Genomic DNA, 16,405 nt, shown 5'->3' with positions numbered 1-16,405 from the left:
ACATGGAGGGATTGGCAGATGAGTGAATGGAGTAAGCAGGATCGGTTTAAAGCAATATTGTCCGGAGAACGGGCGGATCGTCACATTGTCAGCGGATGGCGTCATTTTATTGACAAGGAACAAAATGCAGAAGATTTAGCAGCAACAACGATTTCTTTCACGCAAAAATATGATTGGGACTGGGTCAAAATTAATCCTAGAGCAACTTATTTAGCTGAAGCTTGGGGTAATCAGTATGACTTTACGGATTATCAGACTGTCTTTCCAAGACAGAAGACGACTGCTATTCCTACAGCCGATAACCTGTGGGATCTCGAAGTGAAAAAGGCAACCCAGACTGCATCGCTGCTGGAGCATTTAGAGGCGGTCAGAAAAATTCGTCAAGGGTTACCTGACACCCCGCTGATCCAAACGATATTTTCGCCATTAACGGTGTTGCTGTTTATCGTTGGGCGTTCTGCTTATGTAACAAAAACTGTGTTTGGCATTGAGCAGCCTGTTACTTTGGAATCGTTGTTTAAAGAGCATAGAGCGGCAGCACACCATGCATTACATGTAATTTCTTTAACCTTAGCCGATTATGTGAAAGAGTTGCAGCAAGCGGGTTCAGATGGTTTGTTCTATGCGGTGACAGGTACAGCACATCCGGGATTATTTGATGAAGCGATGTTCGATGAGTTCTCCAGACCCTATGATTCTATTGTGTTGGAGGCCGCAAGCTATGGCAAAAACATCCTTCATACCTGTGGATCGCATGCAAAGCCGGAGAAATTCAATGATTATCGTATTGATGGAATCAGCTGGGATACTATAGCCGAAGGCAATCCAGGTTTAGAAGCGAATCTTAAAGCTACTAAAGTAGGCGGCGTTGATCATGGATTGTTTGCAGTAAACAATACAGATCAAATTCAAAAGCAGGCGAAGGAAGCTTTGACGTTAATGAAAAACCAGCCTTTTATTCTCTCGCCAAATTGTGCGATCCCGCTAAATGTTACAGATGAGGCGTTAGAACAACTAAAAAACTCAGTATTTGAATAGGAGATGAAGGTAATGAAAAAGTTAATGTTAGTAATGTTGATAGGTGTTCTGGCGGTGTTAACGGCCTGCGGCAATAAGGAAGCAGAAAGTTCTGGAGATAAGAAGAAGCTTACCGTTGGATTCGGTGTCGGAACCTATGAGGAACAATTCCGTCAGTCGATTCTGCCGATCCTGGAGAAACAAGGCTATAAAGTTGACATTAAAACCTTCTCGCAAAACATGCAGGTTAATCCGGCGATGAAGGAAGGCTCCATTGACGCGAGCATATTCCAAAGTACAGCTTACATGGAAGCCATTAATAAAGAAATTAACGCAGACATGACAGGAATTGCTTATGTACCAGGTGCTCCACAAGGTCTTTATTCCGTAAATCATACTACTCTTGACGATGTTAAAGATGGTACAACGGTGGCGGTTCCCAACGATCCGGTTAACCAGGAGCGTGCACTTCGTATTCTGGAGGAATTGGGCTGGATCAAAATTAAAGAAGGAGCAGGTGTAGCGGACTTCAACATTAACAGCATGGAGCCGGATAAGTATAATATTGATATTAAAATTTTGGACCCGGCGCAAATTCTGGTTTCCCTTCAAGATGTGGATTATGGTGTTGTGAACGGTAATTATATTGCGAATTCACCTGACAGAAAGATTACGGATGCACTCAAGATTGAAAACACGCCAATGCAGCACAGAATCATCGTATCGGTTAACAAAAAGGATGAAGATTCCCAGTGGGCCAAGGACTTGAAGGCTGCCTATGAATCCAAAGAGTTTGAAGAATATATCCTTGGAATCGAGAAATATGATGGTTTCATTTTGCCTGAAGCATGGAAAAATAATTAAGTAAGGAGTGAACGTACGTGACCAAGCAAAAGATTCATTTTATTGGCGGAGGACAGATGGCGGAAGCTATCATCCGCGCAAGTATTGCCAATGATAGCCTGTCTGCAGATCAAATCAGTGTATCCGATATTAATGAAGCCCGTCTTCAGTTGTTGAATACAAAATACAGCGTAAATACGGATAGTTCGCAGGAGCATGGCCTCTCAACAGCAGAGTTGATTGTAGTTGCAGTTCGCCCACAGGATGATTTGACTGCACTCGGACAAATTGTGCAACAATTCGCTTCACCTGCTGCTGCAGTCGTATCGATTGTGGCGGGGGTAACGATTGTGCAGTTAGGACAATATTTTGGAGCTGAACGCCCAATCATTCGGGTCATTCCCAATACGTTGACTGATACGGGTTACGGATATAGTGGTGTAGCCTTAAATGCCTACGCCACTCGTGATCAAGTTGAGAAGTTCCTGCTCGGGTTCGGCAAAGTACAATATCTGGAGGAGTCATATATAGATATCTTCACTGGGTTCGGTGTGGCTGGACCTAATTATATCTATTATTTCATTGAATCTCTTGCGGATGCGGGTGTCCTCGCCGGACTGCCACGGGAGCAAGCTTGGAAGGTAGCGCTGGAGAATGTTATGGGAGCGGTTGTGATGCTGCAGCAGACAGGTCTACATCCAAGACAATTGCTTGATATTAATAATTCGCCTGGCGGTGTTGGTATTCACGGCTTGTACGAGCTGAACAACAGTGATTTCGCGGCCGGACTGCAAAGAAGTGTTCTGGCAGCCGTGAAGCGCACTACTGAGCTGGGAGTGAAGGAATAATGGCAACCTTGAAATGGGATCATTTAGTACACTATGTGAATGATCTGGATAAACCGGTTGAAATCTTCGGCGGTTATGGTTTGGTTGCTTTCAAGGGAGGTTCTCATAAGGATTGGGGAACCTATAATGCCTTAAGTTATTTTGGGCTAACGTATCTTGAGTTTCTCGGCATTGAGAATCTGGAATTAGCAAAGGCAACCGAACACAATGTTGTAGTGAGGGATGCGGTTAACCTTCTTCCTGAGCAGGAAGTCTTAAGCAGAGTTGTGATCCGGACGAATGATATTGAAGAAATCGCTGCCTCCTTGAAGGCGGCAGGCTTATCATTATCTCCTATAATCGATGGTAAACGTCTGGATAATGAAGGAAGATTAATAGAGTGGCGGATGATGACCATTGATGGAGACTTTCAAGGACTGGTCTATCCGTTTATCATTCAATGGAACGGGACGGATGAAGAGCGATTGGAACGGTTAACGGCATCCGGAGTCATTCAATCCCATCCTGCGGGACATGCGGAAATCGTGAGGGCGGTATTCCGTGTCTCAGATCCTGCAGCCGCCGCTGAACATTGGGGAGAGTTATTTGGACTGCCAATTGAACAGTCAGAGGTTAATAACACCTTCACCCTTAAGATTGGAGATAATTCTTTTGCTTTTATGCAAGGGGATGAGAACCAATTCAAACAGGTCATTTTTGAAACAGATTCCATCGGGTTAAAAGGGAAGACGATTCAAGTTGGTGCTGGTGAATATGTGTTTGTTTAAAAGTAACTGCATCAACTGATTTCCTTGGTTTGAAAATGGGTTGTTATCGCGTAGCGCGGTAACAACCCTATCTGCGTTTTGCAGAGAGAATGTGTTTATCCCCATTTCCCTGCCGATAAAGCGGATTAGCACTGGCAGCCGTATTCTCAAAATCTTCTCGCAGCCCAAGCCAGCTGAACAGGCAGGAATACAAGATTGAACTGTCGAAAAATGATGTAATTTTTATTATTGGGGCATTTTGCATCAGATGTTAAAATATATCTTATTCAGAAAGAGGAGGAAGTACTATTTATGAAATGGGTTTGGGGAGTAATAACAGCGGCAGTATCAGTAATTGTGCAATTGCTTATCTTGAGTCTCTTAGGTTTTAACTTTTTCAGCTTTTCTGTGTTATTCATTATTCCGGTAGGGGGGATTATTCTCGGAGGTATAGCCACCTTCGGATATTTTTCTAAAACTGTGAGACAGGGATTAAAGCCGAATAAAAACAGCTACTTAATTTCGCTTATTTTCATATTACTTTCATTTAGCGGGTTTATGTATGGAGAATATCAAATGGCATATGTCTCATCATCCAATGAAATTAATTATAAGTTTGAGGGGGAGCATATAAGCAATTTTGTGTTTGGAGAATCAGATGAACCTATAACTCTATTGAATTATTATGATTATAAATTTAATAATAGCAGTTTAAGCATATTTTCAAGAGGGCATGTGAGCAATGCCATAGATATTGAACCCAATAAGTGGGTGAACATCAGCAAATTCCTCATACAATGTGTTGGTTTATTAATAGGTGGTCTAAGTGCCGGATTGCTGGTGACAAGTGGTAAGACACATTGTTCTTCATGTAACAAAGCGTATCTACAGGAACATAAACTTTTGGACGTAAATGATGAAATGATAGAACCGGTATTAAGTGAAATCAATCAATACATACAAAATAACAACGGTGAAGGATTAACAAATTATATCACAGAACAAAAGACGCTTTGTGAGGATGTGGCTTCAGATACTAATGTTAAATATGGATTTAAGTTTGGTCATTGTCCCAATTGTCAACAGGGCTACCTGATAAAGAGTTGTTATACGCTAGATAAACATGGGAATTTTGAAGAGCAGGAGGATAAAAAGGCAGTCATTCCTATCAGCCAAGAGATTGTAACTAGTGTACAAAAAACAGAAATAGCATCGTAAATGAATATTTGAGAGAAGTGGAGAAACCTGCCACTTCTTTTTCACGTGCTTCCTTAGATGCGGCGGACAAAAGAAAAAGCGCTCGAGGTATGTTTTCCCATACCTCGAGCGCTTATTTAGGCTGTTACTGCGGGATAACCTGGGTGATCTGGTTCAATAGCTCGTTGACTTGGTTTATAGTCTCGGGAATACCTGTCGATTCGAAGGCGGCTTTTCCTTCTTCCAGGTTAGTTATGGCCTGATCCAGTCCTTGCTGCAGTGTTTCATTGTATCCGACAATAGATTGATGCAGGTCTGCCGCATATTCCGGAACCTGAAGCCCGGCATATTGGACGATCTGTTCCTTGAGGGCAACCAGCCTATCCTTTAATTCATCCCTGGCCTGCGGGTCTGTGGCAGCATCTGTAGCCCAGGTCCCCATCTCTTGTCCGAACTCCGTCAAAGTTTGCATATAAGAAGCTGTATCGGCGGTGAAATTGACGCTGTCTCCTACCTTTTCCGCAATCCCGCAACCCGGTACAACCAGCAAGATGAGTAGCAGCAGACTTAAGCCATATTTCTTCATTTGCGTCACTCCTTTAGAGTATTGTATGTGCCAAGTTTACTGTAGTTCATACGGCCAGAAGGGCATCAGGTTGCATGAAAGTGATATGCGGCTACGATTACCGATGAAGACGATACTGCTCCATACTTCCAGGATTTAAGTGCTCCCAAAAGGTTTTGGGGTTTAGGGGGAACTCGTTATTTATGGGGACTTGTATTTTAGAATTTTCACATGGACTATTAAAGGAAATTGTTTCCCATTTTTGCGGGGATGCTGCCCCAAAACACACCTGTACGCTAATCTCCGTCGTGTCAAAAACCATTGAATGCAAGGTTCCTAAACCATCTTCATAAAATGGGCAACATACGCCCTTTGGCACTTTTTCCTCCAGTATTGTCTTTATTGATTCTACAGAAATAGATCCTTTCTTTTTTGAGAAGTAATCTTTTATAGTGTTATATCGAATAACAGAATGCCTTCTCCGGTTATTATCATAAGGCAACATTTCGTTGCTCTCATAATGATTTGTTGCAACAAGGAAATCTTCACTGTTTCTAAAAGATATTTTCCTATCGTCTCCGAAACAGGCAGTTTCAGCTATTGTGGCATTTCCGTAAGTATCAGCAATTAGCAGGTTTACATTGCTTCGTATAGGCATATTCTTCAAAAGATATATGGCATCCTCACATCTCATCTTCAGTAGAAAATTCATAACTTCTGCCAATTAAAGTGTGCCCATCAGATGTAATACTTGGCAAAGCTGAGAATTGACTGCATGCTCCAGCTTCTATTACATGATCCGCAAATACAGCCAATTTTCCCAGTGGGATCTTTAAGCTGTCTGAAAGTCCAAGGATTTCCTCGTTTACTCCGGGACAAAATTCATCTAAAAGGGTTTGTTTCTTTCTTAATAAAAAACTATCCATACAATCACCTTGTATATTGATACTCCTAAGCTCCGGGTTGTTTCTGACTGTATGAGCCAGCTTAGTGCCAATCTCGTAATGGCTGCCCTCTGAGACGAATTTTGAAAAGCTAACAAACTGGTTTGACATGTTATGCGCCTTCTTTCAGATTTTTTCGGAAATTTTATAAGTACTATGATATTGTTTTTCTTTCATATTGTCCTGTCATTACCTGCGCATAGTTGACAGGTCGAAGAGGGGCACGAGCTGAAGAGCAAGCTTCGAATTTTCGGAATTCTGTACAACTCTCGAATACTTGATGTTAGGTAACTCTGCCTTTAGGATTACCTTTGGTTTCTAATCTGGTTTGCAAAAATAAAAGAAATCAGTTATATTCAAAGTAATTAGATAATCTAACTATAGGAGTAAGGAGGTATACAAATTGAAAAGAAAGCCTGCCAAGGAATATACAACTGAGCAACAATTGCCGAGACTTGGAACATCACCTTATTTGAAGTTGATGGAGCGAACAGCCTCATCCGATACCAATCTAAATTCAGCGCATCTGGGACTAATTATGCTCTGGCTGGGAGATAACATTTTAGACATGGTGGATATTGATTTAGCTCCTTTTGACATCACGGAGAGCAAGCTGGATCTATTACTCCTATTATCCCTTCACGCAGATCAGGAGTTGGTGACACCTTCATCCATAGCAGACCGGTTGGGGATTCGCCGATCGTCTGTAACGGCCTTGTTAATATGGCTGGAGAAAAAAAACTTGATTGTTCGTGAACCGTATGCCAAGGATGGCCGCATGACTCACGTTCGTATTAGCGCTGAAGGCAGTACGCTTGTGAATCAAATATTGCCTACGTTCTGGTCTACTTGCGCATCCCTAGTTGATGAATTAGATAAAGAGGAGCAAGCGGTGTTCCAAAAAGTGTTGGTTAAACTAAATGCAAGCTTAGAAAAACGACTTGGATCAGGCAGATGATTTTTTTGGTCATATAGTTAGATAATCTAATTACATTAAAGAGATGAAACTTTCAATTGCGGCTTCCATGTAACTCCCATTTCGCAACGAAATCTAACTTCGAACAAATTTTATAATTGAGGTGTAATATGAACAATTCAATCAATGCTACGGGTGCAACTAGAAATTATACGCTTATGACCATTATCCTTTGCTGGACCGGCCTTGTTGTCATGTCCAGTCTATACGCAACGATTCCGCTAATTACATTGTTTGCACAGCTTTTTGAAATTTCCACGACGAATGCTGCCGCTGCGGGAAGTACTTTTTCGATAGGCTTTGCCATTGGTTGCTTAATCTATGGCGCGCTGTCCGATAAATACGGACGTAAGACCGTTATATTTGCAGGGCTCCTTTTCCTGACATTGATATCATTAATTCTGGGAACCGTTCACAGCTTTGCATGGATTTTGGGATTAAGAGGACTACAGGGAGCAGCAGCAGCAACCTTCTCTCCAGTAGCACTTGCCTATGCGGTTGAGATGTATCCAGCGGAAAAACGGGTAACTACCATTGGTTTTATCAGTACAGGATTTCTGATTGCTGGTATTGTTGGTCAAGTGGTTAGTAGTATACTCAGTGAGCATTATGGCTGGAACGCTGTTTTTTATAGTCTTGCCGTTGTTTATGCGGTGACCGCCATATTAGTGTTCTTCTTCCTTCCCAAAGGAGGTATCCAGCAGGCACACGCTAATATCTGGGAGCCTATTAAGCAAATTGGCAAAGTGTTTGTTCAAAAACAATTGGTGTTATGTTATCTAGTGGCATTCGTTCTGCTTATGTCTTTTGTAAGCATGTATACAGTGCTGGGTAACTATCTAAGTACAGCTCCATATGAGCTAAGCAAGCAAGAAATTCTTTCTGTCCGTATTATCGGCATAGTAGGCATGCTCGTTTCTCCATTCGCGGGAAGAATATCTAAGCATGTCGGCTTAGGTAGAACGCTTCGCGGTGGATTGTTGCTAGCGATCATTGGTTTGGCGTCTATGGGGATGATTTCTAATCTGCCACTTCTTATTGTGATGAGCATCCTTTTTGTGGGGGGGATCGCACTAGCCGTTCCTTCACTTGTTTCGCTTGTTGGGCAAGTGGGCGGCAAGATGCGCGGGATAGCTGTATCCGTATATACTTTTATATTGTTTACAGGCACAAGCTTCGGTCCGATTATCTCGCTTCAATTGATGAATAATGCAAGTTATTTAATTACGTTTCTTCTATTGGCATGTATTCTGTGCATTGGGTTGCTAGCAGCATGTCTTATTCATCATGATGAGGCAGGAGAGTTAAACAGCCAGTAAATGTGTTATCAATAAACAAAAAACGATGAAATGACATCATAACGATTACTCATTTGATTTCATTTTAACGAATCCGTTCTGGAATTCGAAAGATTAAATTATTCTAGGAAGCTTCCTCCAGAGTTGGGTGGGAGCTTTTTAGCTTCTAAGTGTATTTTGAAATCGTAATATTCTTCCATTTAATAGTATAATTAAAACAAGTTTATTGAATCTTTAACTATTGAGGACTTCCAAGGCACAAGGTTATGGAGGCTACGCTAAATTTCTGCTCCACACAATGTCAATGAATCAGGTTTTGTGCGAGTTAACCACTGGTATGAAGTTGGGGACTATTTTTTAACGAAAGAGGTATGAAATGAAAACAAAGTTCATTAACATTGAAGGATTACATGGCTGTGGGAAATCAACAACTGCATGGAAGCTAAATGAAAAATTGAGGGAGCAAGGCTTCAACTCGAGAGTCTATCTTGAAGTGGACATGGACTATGCTCAAAGAAATCCCTGTGACCTTAGATTTTTAGCTTTATTAAATGAAGAAGAATATAAGAATCTGACTATTCAGTATCCTGAACAATCCAGCTTAATTGAAAGTTTAGTTGAGAAAATTGATGATGAATACTATCAAATTTATTATCCGGACATAAGTGATGATTGTAATGAATTATTAGACAAACTAAAGTCTTATCAGGCATATGAAGGAAGATTGAATAGTGATACTTTTGTAAGAATAATGTTTATGAAGTTTAATGATTTTGTTGAGAACGCAGTGCAGGATGATATTGTTTATATTTTTGAAAGTGTTTTATTTCAACACATTATAAATGAATTATTGCGTTTCAGTAACTTATCAGAAACATATATTTCTGAATGTATAACGAAATTGACAAATATTTTAAAACCACTGAACCCCATATTGTTTCATTTGCGCACTGATAATACTAAAGGGATTATAGATAAAGTTGCATCTGAACGGTTGTCAGATAATTATGATTTATATCCTGATTGGATTGATTGGATGATTGAATATGTAAAAAATTCTAGCTATGGGGAGAAGAATAATGTCCAAAATAGGGAAGGTTTAATGGATTTCTTTTATAAAAGGGCTGATATTGAAGAGAAGGTATTTAGTTTATTGGATATAGAGAAACATATAATTAACATCGATCCGATAAGTAAAGAGACACTGAATTCTATGGTTTACAGTATCCTAAGAGATGAAAGTAATAAAACAAATGAATTTAAAATTAAGTAATCCCAATAAAAAACATAATAACGGAGGTTCTATGCAATGACGACTGATTTATTCTGGGAAATGATAAATAACTCAAAAAAGTATGGTGAAGAACAAGTTGAATGGTTAACCAAAGAATTAACAAAGTCTAGTAAAGAAGAGATCCTTCAATTTGAAATAGAATTTAGGAATAAGATGGAACAATCCTATACATCTTCATTATGGGCGGCAGCTTTTGTAGTAATGGGAGGATGTTCAGATGATGGATTTGATTACTTTAGAGTTGGTTAATCTCCCGAGGAGAAGAAGTATTCCATCAGGTAATAAAGAATCCTGAATTTCTGGCAGAATATTTATCTGAAGAAAATTTGCAAGAGGATGTTTTTGCCCCCCAATTGGAAGAGATGCTATCAGTTGCTTCAGACGCGTACATTTATCTAAAAACCGGTACGTTTGAGTATAACGATGACATAAACACTGAATTTTATAATGAGTTAGAAGCTCGAGGCTACAATTTTGAAGTAATAGAGATTGAAAATGATTGGGAAGAAGAAGACCTGGAAGAAATGTACCCATTGTTATGGAATAGATTTGGAGAGAACCCGCTGACCTAAGGAATGCTTTGATGGCGGACAAACCGGAATGTAAAGGTCTTGAACTTCGCGGACCGACGAGGTAACTGTATGCTTTATGAAGAGGTGGTACTATGGAGAAATTTAAGTTAGGTATTGCTGTATTGGTATTTGTGGTCCTTGCGGGTTTCGGAGGAAACCGTATCGTTTGAAAACTACATCGCTAATGAAAATCTCCGTCAGTTCACTAATAAAATGTTGGTGTTAGAACAACTGCAGGATTTGAAGGGTGGTAATGGTATAATATTCGGTTACTATTTAGAGTTCCCCTTTTCAAACAGGGGTCTGGGATGAGCTGCAAGCTGTTAATTCAATCTGTTAACAAGTCATTAACAATAGCGGATGTGTACTTTGGAAACAAAGATGGTGTAGATACGTTGGCAACAGGTCACCCAGCGGGAAGAAAACTTGATAATCCTAAATTATGGGATGACCAGGAATGGGTTGACGGTGTAATGGAGAAGCTTAGAAAATATGAAACCGAACTTTTGAGCATGTAATGATCCTGTTGATAGATTATTAGAATAGGAGGATTACGATGGAACCCACATCCGCCCTTATTAAGTTTGGTGGAATTACATTGATCCTTTCGGGGATTCTCTTTTTTGTACAATATCTATTCATGTTACCAATGCCCAGTTCTCCGCTCTCGGATGCGGATCTGGTGACATGGCTGCAGGAGTGGCGGTTCAATCTCTCAATGGCAGACGAACTTTTGTTCTTTGCTACATTATTATTGATACCCTCAATCGTTGCATTGTACCAGATATTGGTGAAGGTAGACAAGATCAAAACATCGCTGGGATGCAATCTTTTGGCTGTTATCATATCGGTTAATATCTTACTGGTCATTATCTTGGGGCGTTTGGTCTATCCCGTCTATAATATTGAACTCTCACCTGATATCTACAAGCTGGTAATCAGCATATACTATGGAGGTATGCACTCTGTAGCGATCATACTGAGCATGGCAACCATCATATTGTGTCTCGTGATAAGAAAAAGTGTGCTCGGCAAGTCTGCAGCTTATTTTGGATTTGTGGTAGGGGTATTGGATCTTATCGGAGCCTATCCGTGGATAGTTGGAACTACTATGGTATTTGTTTCTCAGTTGGCTTTCGCTGCATGGTTTGTTTTTATCGGCATGAGAATGCTGGGGAGGATGGAGGAAGCAGTGGGATAGGCTATTTAATTACCATTTTCGGATTGTCCTATCAAGCTGACATACTTATTGGTAAACGGATAAACAAGCTCCCGTGGTTCGTCACAGGAGCTTGTTTTTGCTGCGGACTATTCTATTTTGCCGGGATAACGCTTGGGGTTGTCTGTCTGACCCAGAATATAGTCGATGCTTACTTTATGGAAATTGGCCAGTGTAATTAAAACGGTACTCGGGACATCCAAATTTCCGTTCTCATAGCGGGAATAAGTGGCTTGTGTAATATGTAATAGCTCAGCCATTTGTTGCTGTGTTAGATCTTTGTCTTCGCGTAAGTTGCGGATTCTTTTGTACAATGTGATCACCCAAGCCAAGTTTACTTTATGCGAAAAATGCATAATGATATTTATGCGGTTTTCGCATAAAATTTATACATAGAAAGATTGATAGTCTGCGAAAGGAGGCCTAATGAATCATTTTAGAGGATTTTCATTTTAAGCAAGTCGAAACGCTGTTCGATTTATTGATTGATTCCAACTCCTTGCAATCATCTTAATCGTTTATTCAAGGATATAAAATAGGGCCATTAATGATGGTTGAAGTGTTTAATGGGGATAGTAATAGATTAGCCAAGGAAAAGTCACCGTATCTGCTGCAACATGCGCATAACCCGGTGCTGGTTCCCTTGGTCGGAGGAGGCTTTTAAAATCGCCAAGCGCGACTACAAGCCCGTCTTCCTTTATAAGCTAGTTGTTGATTCACACGTACCTGTCATTGATGAGATATTCGTGTGAATCAATTATTGTTGAATCTCTTGCAGCATTTGCTGATGGAATCTAATGTAAACAAGCTGGAGGCGCATGTTGGGCGGCACTCCAGCTTGTTTTTATTTGTTGAGGTTCATCCTGCTCGTAAGTAAGATAAATTCACTCTTGCTATTAGTTGTAATTAAAGATATATTATTAATTAAATGAATGATCATTTAATTAATTGGGGTTTTGTTTAAAGAGAGGAGAATATATTTGGCCAGACCCGTTAATGAAGAAAAAAGACAGGAGCGGCGTAAACGTATCCTAAAAGAAGCTGTAGTCCTGTTTGCAGAAAGTGGATATTCAAATACCACAACGGCTAGCATTGCCCAGAGTGTGGGAGTGACTCCCGGAACCATTTTTCAATATTTCCCTAGTAAAGAAGCTTTATTCTACGCCGCTGTCATGGAGCCGCTTGCTGATATTCAGGTGAAATCACTTGCTTGTCTACAACAAGAGGGGACGCCGGGGGTATTGATCATGAACATGGTAAAAGAACAATTTGACCATATCTACTTCTATACAAATGAATTACGGCTTACTCAATCTGTTTTAGGACAACGAATAAGATTCCCTGAACTTACAGAGAAGGTCCTTGAAAGTATAAAGGTAATGACAGATAAGATCGAATCTGTTTATGCCAAGGGACAGTCCATGGGAGAATTCAACAAAAGCTTTTCTCCGGCAATGATCTCCCGTGCTTATATCTCTTTCTTAAATGGAGTGGCTTTAACTCTTGGAGAAAATATTCTTAATCATCCCGAGTGGGAAAATCTGAAGGGGCATGCCTTTTATTTGTTCGCACCCATACAATCTAAAGAAAAACTGGGGGAGTCTAAATGAGTCAAACATCATTACAACCCGATCTGACATTTAACGTTCGTGTGAAAAGACGGAAGAAAATTTTATGGAGTCTGGGGATCGTGCTTTTGCTTGTGATAGCTCTTGTGTTTTTTATATCTTATAAAGTAGTAGACACCTTGCTGCATCATCCTAAAGACACTAATGTCAGCTACGAATTGAATATCACTAAAACTCCCTACGAAGAGGTCGAGTTCAAGAGTCTGAAAAATGATAATACGATTAGAGGGACCTTTTTTCCTTCCGGTAAAGCAAGTGATCAGACGATTATTGTCGTCCATGGATACACTAGTAATCGTTTAGTCAAAGGACGGACTCGAAAGTTAGTAGAGCATTTCGTCCCGAAAGGCTACAATGTATTGGCATTTGACCTCAGCTCGCAAGGTAAATCCGATGGTGATTTGATTACCCTGGGCCGCAATGAAAAGTACGATTTGCTGGGAGCGGTGAGCTATTTAAAATCCAGAGACCATACAGGTGATAACATTGGAGTGATCGGCTTTTCAATGGGTGCTGCTACTTCTTTGCTAGCCGCAAGTGAGAGTGATGATATCAAGGCCGTAATTGCAGATAGTTCTTTTCGTAATGCCGGTCTATTTCTGAGAGAGGGTTTGCCCTTCTTTTCAGGTTTACCTGCGTTTCCCTTCAGTTATACATCGACTTGGATGGCAAATTGGGCCTTTAAGGTTGATCTTGATTCCATATCTCCTATGGATGCGGTGAAAAAGATGCAAGACAAGCCAGTTATGCTTATTCATGGTACTGGAGATCAGCAAATTAGTTATAAAAATACAGAAATTATCTACGAGTCCTTAACAGATAACCCAAATGCAGAAGTATGGTACCCGCAAAATACGGAACATATCGATGCTCTCAACCACTACCCGACTGAATATTTCCAAAGAGTAGACCGCTTTATGGATGAGTATGTAGGAAAATAATTTCAGTCCAAGAGAGCCAACTAGTGTACGAAGTAAAACTACCCAATAATATCAAGCATTTTTAGCCTGTAGTGTAGAGCATGGTGATAAGATCGACTCAAGCTGTCGTTGCAAAGAGGGGGGATTTGACCTCTATGCCCTGACCTTCAGCATTATATTCACGAACGTATATGAGATAAGCATTTCGTATCCATTTATCTTAATATTGTTTCACCCCAAAAGACACTAACACTACTGTAGTGTCTTTTTCATTCCCATTGAGCAATATGAATTTATATACATTTGAGTCGAAGGAGGTATATATTGGAGAACAGAGAAGGGGAAAATTCTAACCGATTACTACAAGAAAAATCACCATACTTACTACAGCACGTCCATAATCACAGTGACTGGTATCCGTGGGGTGAAGAAGCCTCCATTGATGAGATGTTCGTGTGAATAAATTGTTTATAGCAGCATCCTCAAGTAGACTATAAAGGATTATTACTTTTTGGAAAAATGTATAGTGCAATAAAGTGCATTGTGTGGATAAAATTGTATATGAATCTTTGATAGGTTTGACAAAAGCGGGTATTTCAATGATTCCAATTGCAGGCGGCGCAATTAATGAGGCGCTGTTTGAAATCAGAGGTGGAATTGCACAAAGGGGTTTTAAAATTTATTAGGAATGGATAGTACGCCTTTATTATTCTAAATGATGAAATCTACTCTCGTAACCATAGGCACGGGAGCATCTCGATATAATTAAACAACATGAAAATTTCCAATTATAAATCCGCTAATATGGTTAAAAAGAACATTAAGGAAGGGAAGGCAGGTGAGTCTAATGGAGGATTTGTATTATGGAAAAATCAGCCCAAGTGAACGAAGCTATTCTAGCGATCCCAAATATGCACTGTACTCCAAGCAAATCTCTGAGCTGGGTACCCGTAATTAAGGAAGCTGTCGCTATGGGAGCAGTTGGGAAGCTATCGGAGCTTAGGTAATGAATCAAAGTGACAGTTAGAGATGAATACTTTTTTTAGAGAACCGGGGCGAGATAGATTCGTTTCGGTTTTTTTGTCTAAGCCAAGTTACATTAATTTCAGGAAAGAAATAAGACCCAGCCTGGTTGGTCATTAGTAATTACTATTGCATTCACCTCAACTAGTATGGCTATACAAAGAATTTAAAGTAATGCTGAAGCTGATCAAAAGAATAAGTTAACGCTGCTTCAAAAGAAAATGGATTTATTCAGTCGTAGAAGCTGCAACTGCACAAGTGATCAACAAACAATTAAAGCTGAGATTCCGTCAACTACCATACAGGCGAGTGGATTCGCCCGCTGGTATCAGATTAACAGCAAGGCATCCGATGTATTTTTGATTACACTACAGTGATGGACCTGACTAATACAACATCAAAGTAACTGAATTCAACTGGTTAATCCACTAAATTTTTACTACTAAATGATAAACACCGTTACAAAAGTTTTCACTTCAAAATACTATAACTTATCTAATGATGGGGAGTGATAAGATATGAGTATAAATCCACAGTGTAAAAGGTTTGCCGAAATTTTTGGCGGTGAAGCACAAGTCATAAACGGAGTATGTGTAGCCACTAAGTTGCGTACAAATATTAAGGTGAAAATTTTGGGCAGACGTTCTAAGGGCCTATTCACACTTCCTTTTGGTATTTCCTTCGAGAGTGTGGGTGCAGATGGCAGGGGGTTATGTCTTGGAGAGTCAGTGATACTCACTAAGGAAATAAATCCGTTTATCTCTAGACTTCGAAAATCAGGAATTAAAGTAACGGCTCTTCATAATCATTGGTTATTCACAAATCCAAATATATGGTATATCCATTGGGAGGCAATTCAGCGTCCGCTAGTTTTTGCTAAGAACGTGCGTGAAGCATCTAGAGTATTGACGAACAAACCGGTTGGTCCATTTATTTGTAAGCCTGCTAAAAAATAAGGGTATAAAATAAAAGGCACTAGCCCCCTGCTAGTGTCTTACATACACGATCCGAAAATAATAAAAAATCAATGCGTATACCGCAAAGATATACAAAAGAATGTAGCATGTTATTAGTTTAATCTATTATTGTATTGGTATTCCTTCTACACTTCTTGCGGCTCTCCCCGTCTATTTTGGGTCCACACGAAAAGAGGTGATGCCTATGACAACTCAAAAAGTACCCAATAGATTAGCCAAGGAAAAGTCACCGTATCTGCTACAGCATGAACATATTCCGGTGAACTGGTTCCGTGGTCGTGAATAAACCTGTCTTCCTATCTATTTCGTAGTGTGCCTTTAACCGACTTGTCATTGAT

General features: G+C 40.1%; 19 protein-coding genes and 3 pseudogenes. 18 read left to right on the top strand and 4 right to left on the bottom strand.

What is annotated here, in order from left to right; translation table 11 throughout:
• The first annotated feature begins 18 nt into the window (after positions 1-18).
• The 5 genes from NST99_RS21035 (at position 19) to NST99_RS21015 (ending at position 4,672) form a co-directional block, all read left to right on the top strand.
• On the top strand, positions 19-1,038 hold the full coding sequence (locus NST99_RS21035; RefSeq protein ID WP_341094161.1) for a uroporphyrinogen decarboxylase family protein: 1,020 nt from the start codon (positions 19-21) through the stop codon (positions 1,036-1,038).
• A 12-nt stretch (positions 1,039-1,050) separates the two neighbouring features.
• Positions 1,051-1,881 carry a MetQ/NlpA family ABC transporter substrate-binding protein gene (locus NST99_RS21030; protein WP_341094160.1) on the top strand — a complete coding sequence of 277 codons (831 nt, stop codon included), beginning with the start codon at positions 1,051-1,053 and terminating at the stop codon, positions 1,879-1,881.
• A gap of 17 nt (positions 1,882-1,898) precedes the next feature.
• The gene (gene proC / locus NST99_RS21025) at positions 1,899-2,708 is read left to right on the top strand and encodes a pyrroline-5-carboxylate reductase (protein ID WP_341094159.1); all 810 of its coding nucleotides are present in this window, start codon (positions 1,899-1,901) and stop codon (positions 2,706-2,708) included.
• The gene (locus NST99_RS21020; protein WP_341094158.1) at positions 2,708-3,475 is read left to right on the top strand and encodes a VOC family protein; all 768 of its coding nucleotides are present in this window, start codon (positions 2,708-2,710) and stop codon (positions 3,473-3,475) included. Before proC ends, NST99_RS21020 begins: the two co-directional genes overlap by 1 nt.
• A gap of 291 nt (positions 3,476-3,766) precedes the next feature.
• On the top strand, positions 3,767-4,672 hold the full coding sequence (locus NST99_RS21015; protein ID WP_341094157.1) for a hypothetical protein: 906 nt from the start codon (positions 3,767-3,769) through the stop codon (positions 4,670-4,672).
• A gap of 124 nt (positions 4,673-4,796) precedes the next feature.
• Here the strand turns inward: NST99_RS21015 and NST99_RS21010 are convergent, their stop codons facing one another.
• The 3 genes from NST99_RS21010 to NST99_RS21000 form a co-directional block, all read right to left on the bottom strand.
• Positions 4,797-5,237 (bottom strand): DUF6376 family protein, encoded by a 441-nt coding sequence (locus tag NST99_RS21010; RefSeq protein WP_341094156.1) that lies wholly within the window; start codon positions 5,235-5,237, stop codon positions 4,797-4,799.
• 97 nt (positions 5,238-5,334) lie between these two features.
• Positions 5,335-5,928 carry a carcinine hydrolase/isopenicillin-N N-acyltransferase family protein gene (locus tag NST99_RS21005; RefSeq protein ID WP_341094155.1) on the bottom strand — a complete coding sequence of 198 codons (594 nt, stop codon included), beginning with the start codon at positions 5,926-5,928 and terminating at the stop codon, positions 5,335-5,337.
• Positions 5,900-6,271: a hypothetical protein gene (locus tag NST99_RS21000; RefSeq protein WP_341094153.1), complete on the bottom strand. Its 372-nt coding sequence runs from the start codon at positions 6,269-6,271 to the stop codon at positions 5,900-5,902. Before NST99_RS21000 ends, NST99_RS21005 begins: the two co-directional genes overlap by 29 nt.
• Before the next feature lie 292 nt (positions 6,272-6,563).
• Here NST99_RS21000 and NST99_RS20995 point away from each other — a divergent pair, with 292 nt between their 5' ends.
• The 6 genes and pseudogenes from NST99_RS20995 (at position 6,564) to NST99_RS20970 (ending at position 11,501) form a co-directional block, all read left to right on the top strand.
• Positions 6,564-7,118 (top strand): MarR family winged helix-turn-helix transcriptional regulator, encoded by a 555-nt coding sequence (locus NST99_RS20995; RefSeq protein WP_341094152.1) that lies wholly within the window; start codon positions 6,564-6,566, stop codon positions 7,116-7,118.
• A gap of 128 nt (positions 7,119-7,246) precedes the next feature.
• Positions 7,247-8,455, top strand: coding sequence for an MFS transporter (locus NST99_RS20990; RefSeq protein ID WP_341094151.1), 1,209 nt, complete (start codon positions 7,247-7,249; stop codon positions 8,453-8,455).
• Positions 8,456-8,810: 355 nt separating this feature from the next.
• Complete coding sequence (locus NST99_RS20985) at positions 8,811-9,707, top strand: hypothetical protein (protein WP_341094150.1); 897 nt, start codon at positions 8,811-8,813, stop codon at positions 9,705-9,707.
• A gap of 36 nt (positions 9,708-9,743) precedes the next feature.
• Positions 9,744-10,300, top strand: a pseudogene (locus NST99_RS20980) (DUF4240 domain-containing protein).
• Between the two features lie 308 nt (positions 10,301-10,608).
• Positions 10,609-10,818 (top strand): hypothetical protein, encoded by a 210-nt coding sequence (locus tag NST99_RS20975; RefSeq protein ID WP_341094149.1) that lies wholly within the window; start codon positions 10,609-10,611, stop codon positions 10,816-10,818.
• A gap of 38 nt (positions 10,819-10,856) precedes the next feature.
• Complete coding sequence (locus NST99_RS20970) at positions 10,857-11,501, top strand: hypothetical protein (RefSeq protein WP_341094148.1); 645 nt, start codon at positions 10,857-10,859, stop codon at positions 11,499-11,501.
• A gap of 107 nt (positions 11,502-11,608) precedes the next feature.
• On the opposite strand, the gene NST99_RS20965 is transcribed toward NST99_RS20970, so the two are convergent.
• Positions 11,609-11,833, bottom strand: a complete 225-nt coding sequence (locus NST99_RS20965; protein WP_341097714.1) for a helix-turn-helix domain-containing protein — start codon at positions 11,831-11,833, stop codon at positions 11,609-11,611.
• A 236-nt stretch (positions 11,834-12,069) separates the two neighbouring features.
• On the opposite strand from NST99_RS20965, the pseudogene NST99_RS20960 reads away from it, so the two are divergent.
• The 7 genes and pseudogenes from NST99_RS20960 to NST99_RS20935 all read left to right on the top strand — a co-directional run.
• A pseudogene (locus tag NST99_RS20960) lies at positions 12,070-12,217 on the top strand (DUF255 domain-containing protein); the annotation flags it as partial.
• Between the two features lie 282 nt (positions 12,218-12,499).
• Positions 12,500-13,129, top strand: coding sequence for a TetR/AcrR family transcriptional regulator (locus NST99_RS20955; RefSeq protein ID WP_341094146.1), 630 nt, complete (start codon positions 12,500-12,502; stop codon positions 13,127-13,129).
• Complete coding sequence (locus tag NST99_RS20950) at positions 13,126-14,088, top strand: alpha/beta hydrolase (RefSeq protein ID WP_341094145.1); 963 nt, start codon at positions 13,126-13,128, stop codon at positions 14,086-14,088. Before NST99_RS20955 ends, NST99_RS20950 begins: the two co-directional genes overlap by 4 nt.
• A 303-nt stretch (positions 14,089-14,391) precedes the next feature.
• Positions 14,392-14,502: pseudogene (locus tag NST99_RS20945) on the top strand (DUF255 domain-containing protein); the annotation flags it as partial.
• Between the two features lie 110 nt (positions 14,503-14,612).
• On the top strand, positions 14,613-14,753 hold the full coding sequence (locus NST99_RS20940) for a hypothetical protein (RefSeq protein ID WP_341094143.1): 141 nt from the start codon (positions 14,613-14,615) through the stop codon (positions 14,751-14,753).
• Positions 14,754-14,914: 161 nt separating this feature from the next.
• Complete coding sequence (locus tag NST99_RS33750; protein ID WP_445744979.1) at positions 14,915-15,025, top strand: DUF6809 family protein; 111 nt, start codon at positions 14,915-14,917, stop codon at positions 15,023-15,025.
• Positions 15,026-15,608: 583 nt separating this feature from the next.
• Positions 15,609-16,046: a DUF1259 domain-containing protein gene (locus tag NST99_RS20935; protein ID WP_341094141.1), complete on the top strand. Its 438-nt coding sequence runs from the start codon at positions 15,609-15,611 to the stop codon at positions 16,044-16,046.
• The last annotated feature ends 359 nt before the right edge of the window (positions 16,047-16,405 follow it).

It is taken from the genome of Paenibacillus sp. FSL L8-0470 (assembly GCF_038008625.1).
GTDB lineage: Bacteria > Bacillota > Bacilli > Paenibacillales > Paenibacillaceae > Paenibacillus_AQ.
The sequence above is the reverse complement of the archived record's forward strand: the minus strand, read 5'-3'. Positions and strand labels throughout refer to the sequence as shown.

Bases quoted from the DNA above. Each gene is read 5' to 3' on its own strand.
- NST99_RS21000 (WP_341094153.1), bottom strand. From the start codon at position 6,271: ATGTCAAACCAGTTTGTTAGCTTTTCAAAATTCGTCTCAGAGGGCAGC.
- NST99_RS33750 (WP_445744979.1), top strand. From the start codon at position 14,915: ATGGAGGATTTGTATTATGGAAAAATCAGCCCAAGTGAACGAAGCTAT.
- NST99_RS21005 (WP_341094155.1), bottom strand. From the start codon at position 5,928: ATGAATTTTCTACTGAAGATGAGATGTGAGGATGCCATATATCTTTTG.
- NST99_RS21015 (WP_341094157.1), top strand. From the start codon at position 3,767: ATGAAATGGGTTTGGGGAGTAATAACAGCGGCAGTATCAGTAATTGTG.
- NST99_RS20975 (WP_341094149.1), top strand. From the start codon at position 10,609: ATGAGCTGCAAGCTGTTAATTCAATCTGTTAACAAGTCATTAACAATA.
- NST99_RS20950 (WP_341094145.1), top strand. From the start codon at position 13,126: ATGAGTCAAACATCATTACAACCCGATCTGACATTTAACGTTCGTGTG.
- NST99_RS20990 (WP_341094151.1), top strand. From the start codon at position 7,247: ATGAACAATTCAATCAATGCTACGGGTGCAACTAGAAATTATACGCTT.
- NST99_RS21010 (WP_341094156.1), bottom strand. From the start codon at position 5,237: ATGAAGAAATATGGCTTAAGTCTGCTGCTACTCATCTTGCTGGTTGTA.
- NST99_RS20935 (WP_341094141.1), top strand. From the start codon at position 15,609: ATGAGTATAAATCCACAGTGTAAAAGGTTTGCCGAAATTTTTGGCGGT.
- NST99_RS20985 (WP_341094150.1), top strand. From the start codon at position 8,811: ATGAAAACAAAGTTCATTAACATTGAAGGATTACATGGCTGTGGGAAA.
- NST99_RS21035 (WP_341094161.1), top strand. From the start codon at position 19: ATGAGTGAATGGAGTAAGCAGGATCGGTTTAAAGCAATATTGTCCGGA.
- NST99_RS21020 (WP_341094158.1), top strand. From the start codon at position 2,708: ATGGCAACCTTGAAATGGGATCATTTAGTACACTATGTGAATGATCTG.
- NST99_RS21030 (WP_341094160.1), top strand. From the start codon at position 1,051: ATGAAAAAGTTAATGTTAGTAATGTTGATAGGTGTTCTGGCGGTGTTA.
- NST99_RS20970 (WP_341094148.1), top strand. From the start codon at position 10,857: ATGGAACCCACATCCGCCCTTATTAAGTTTGGTGGAATTACATTGATC.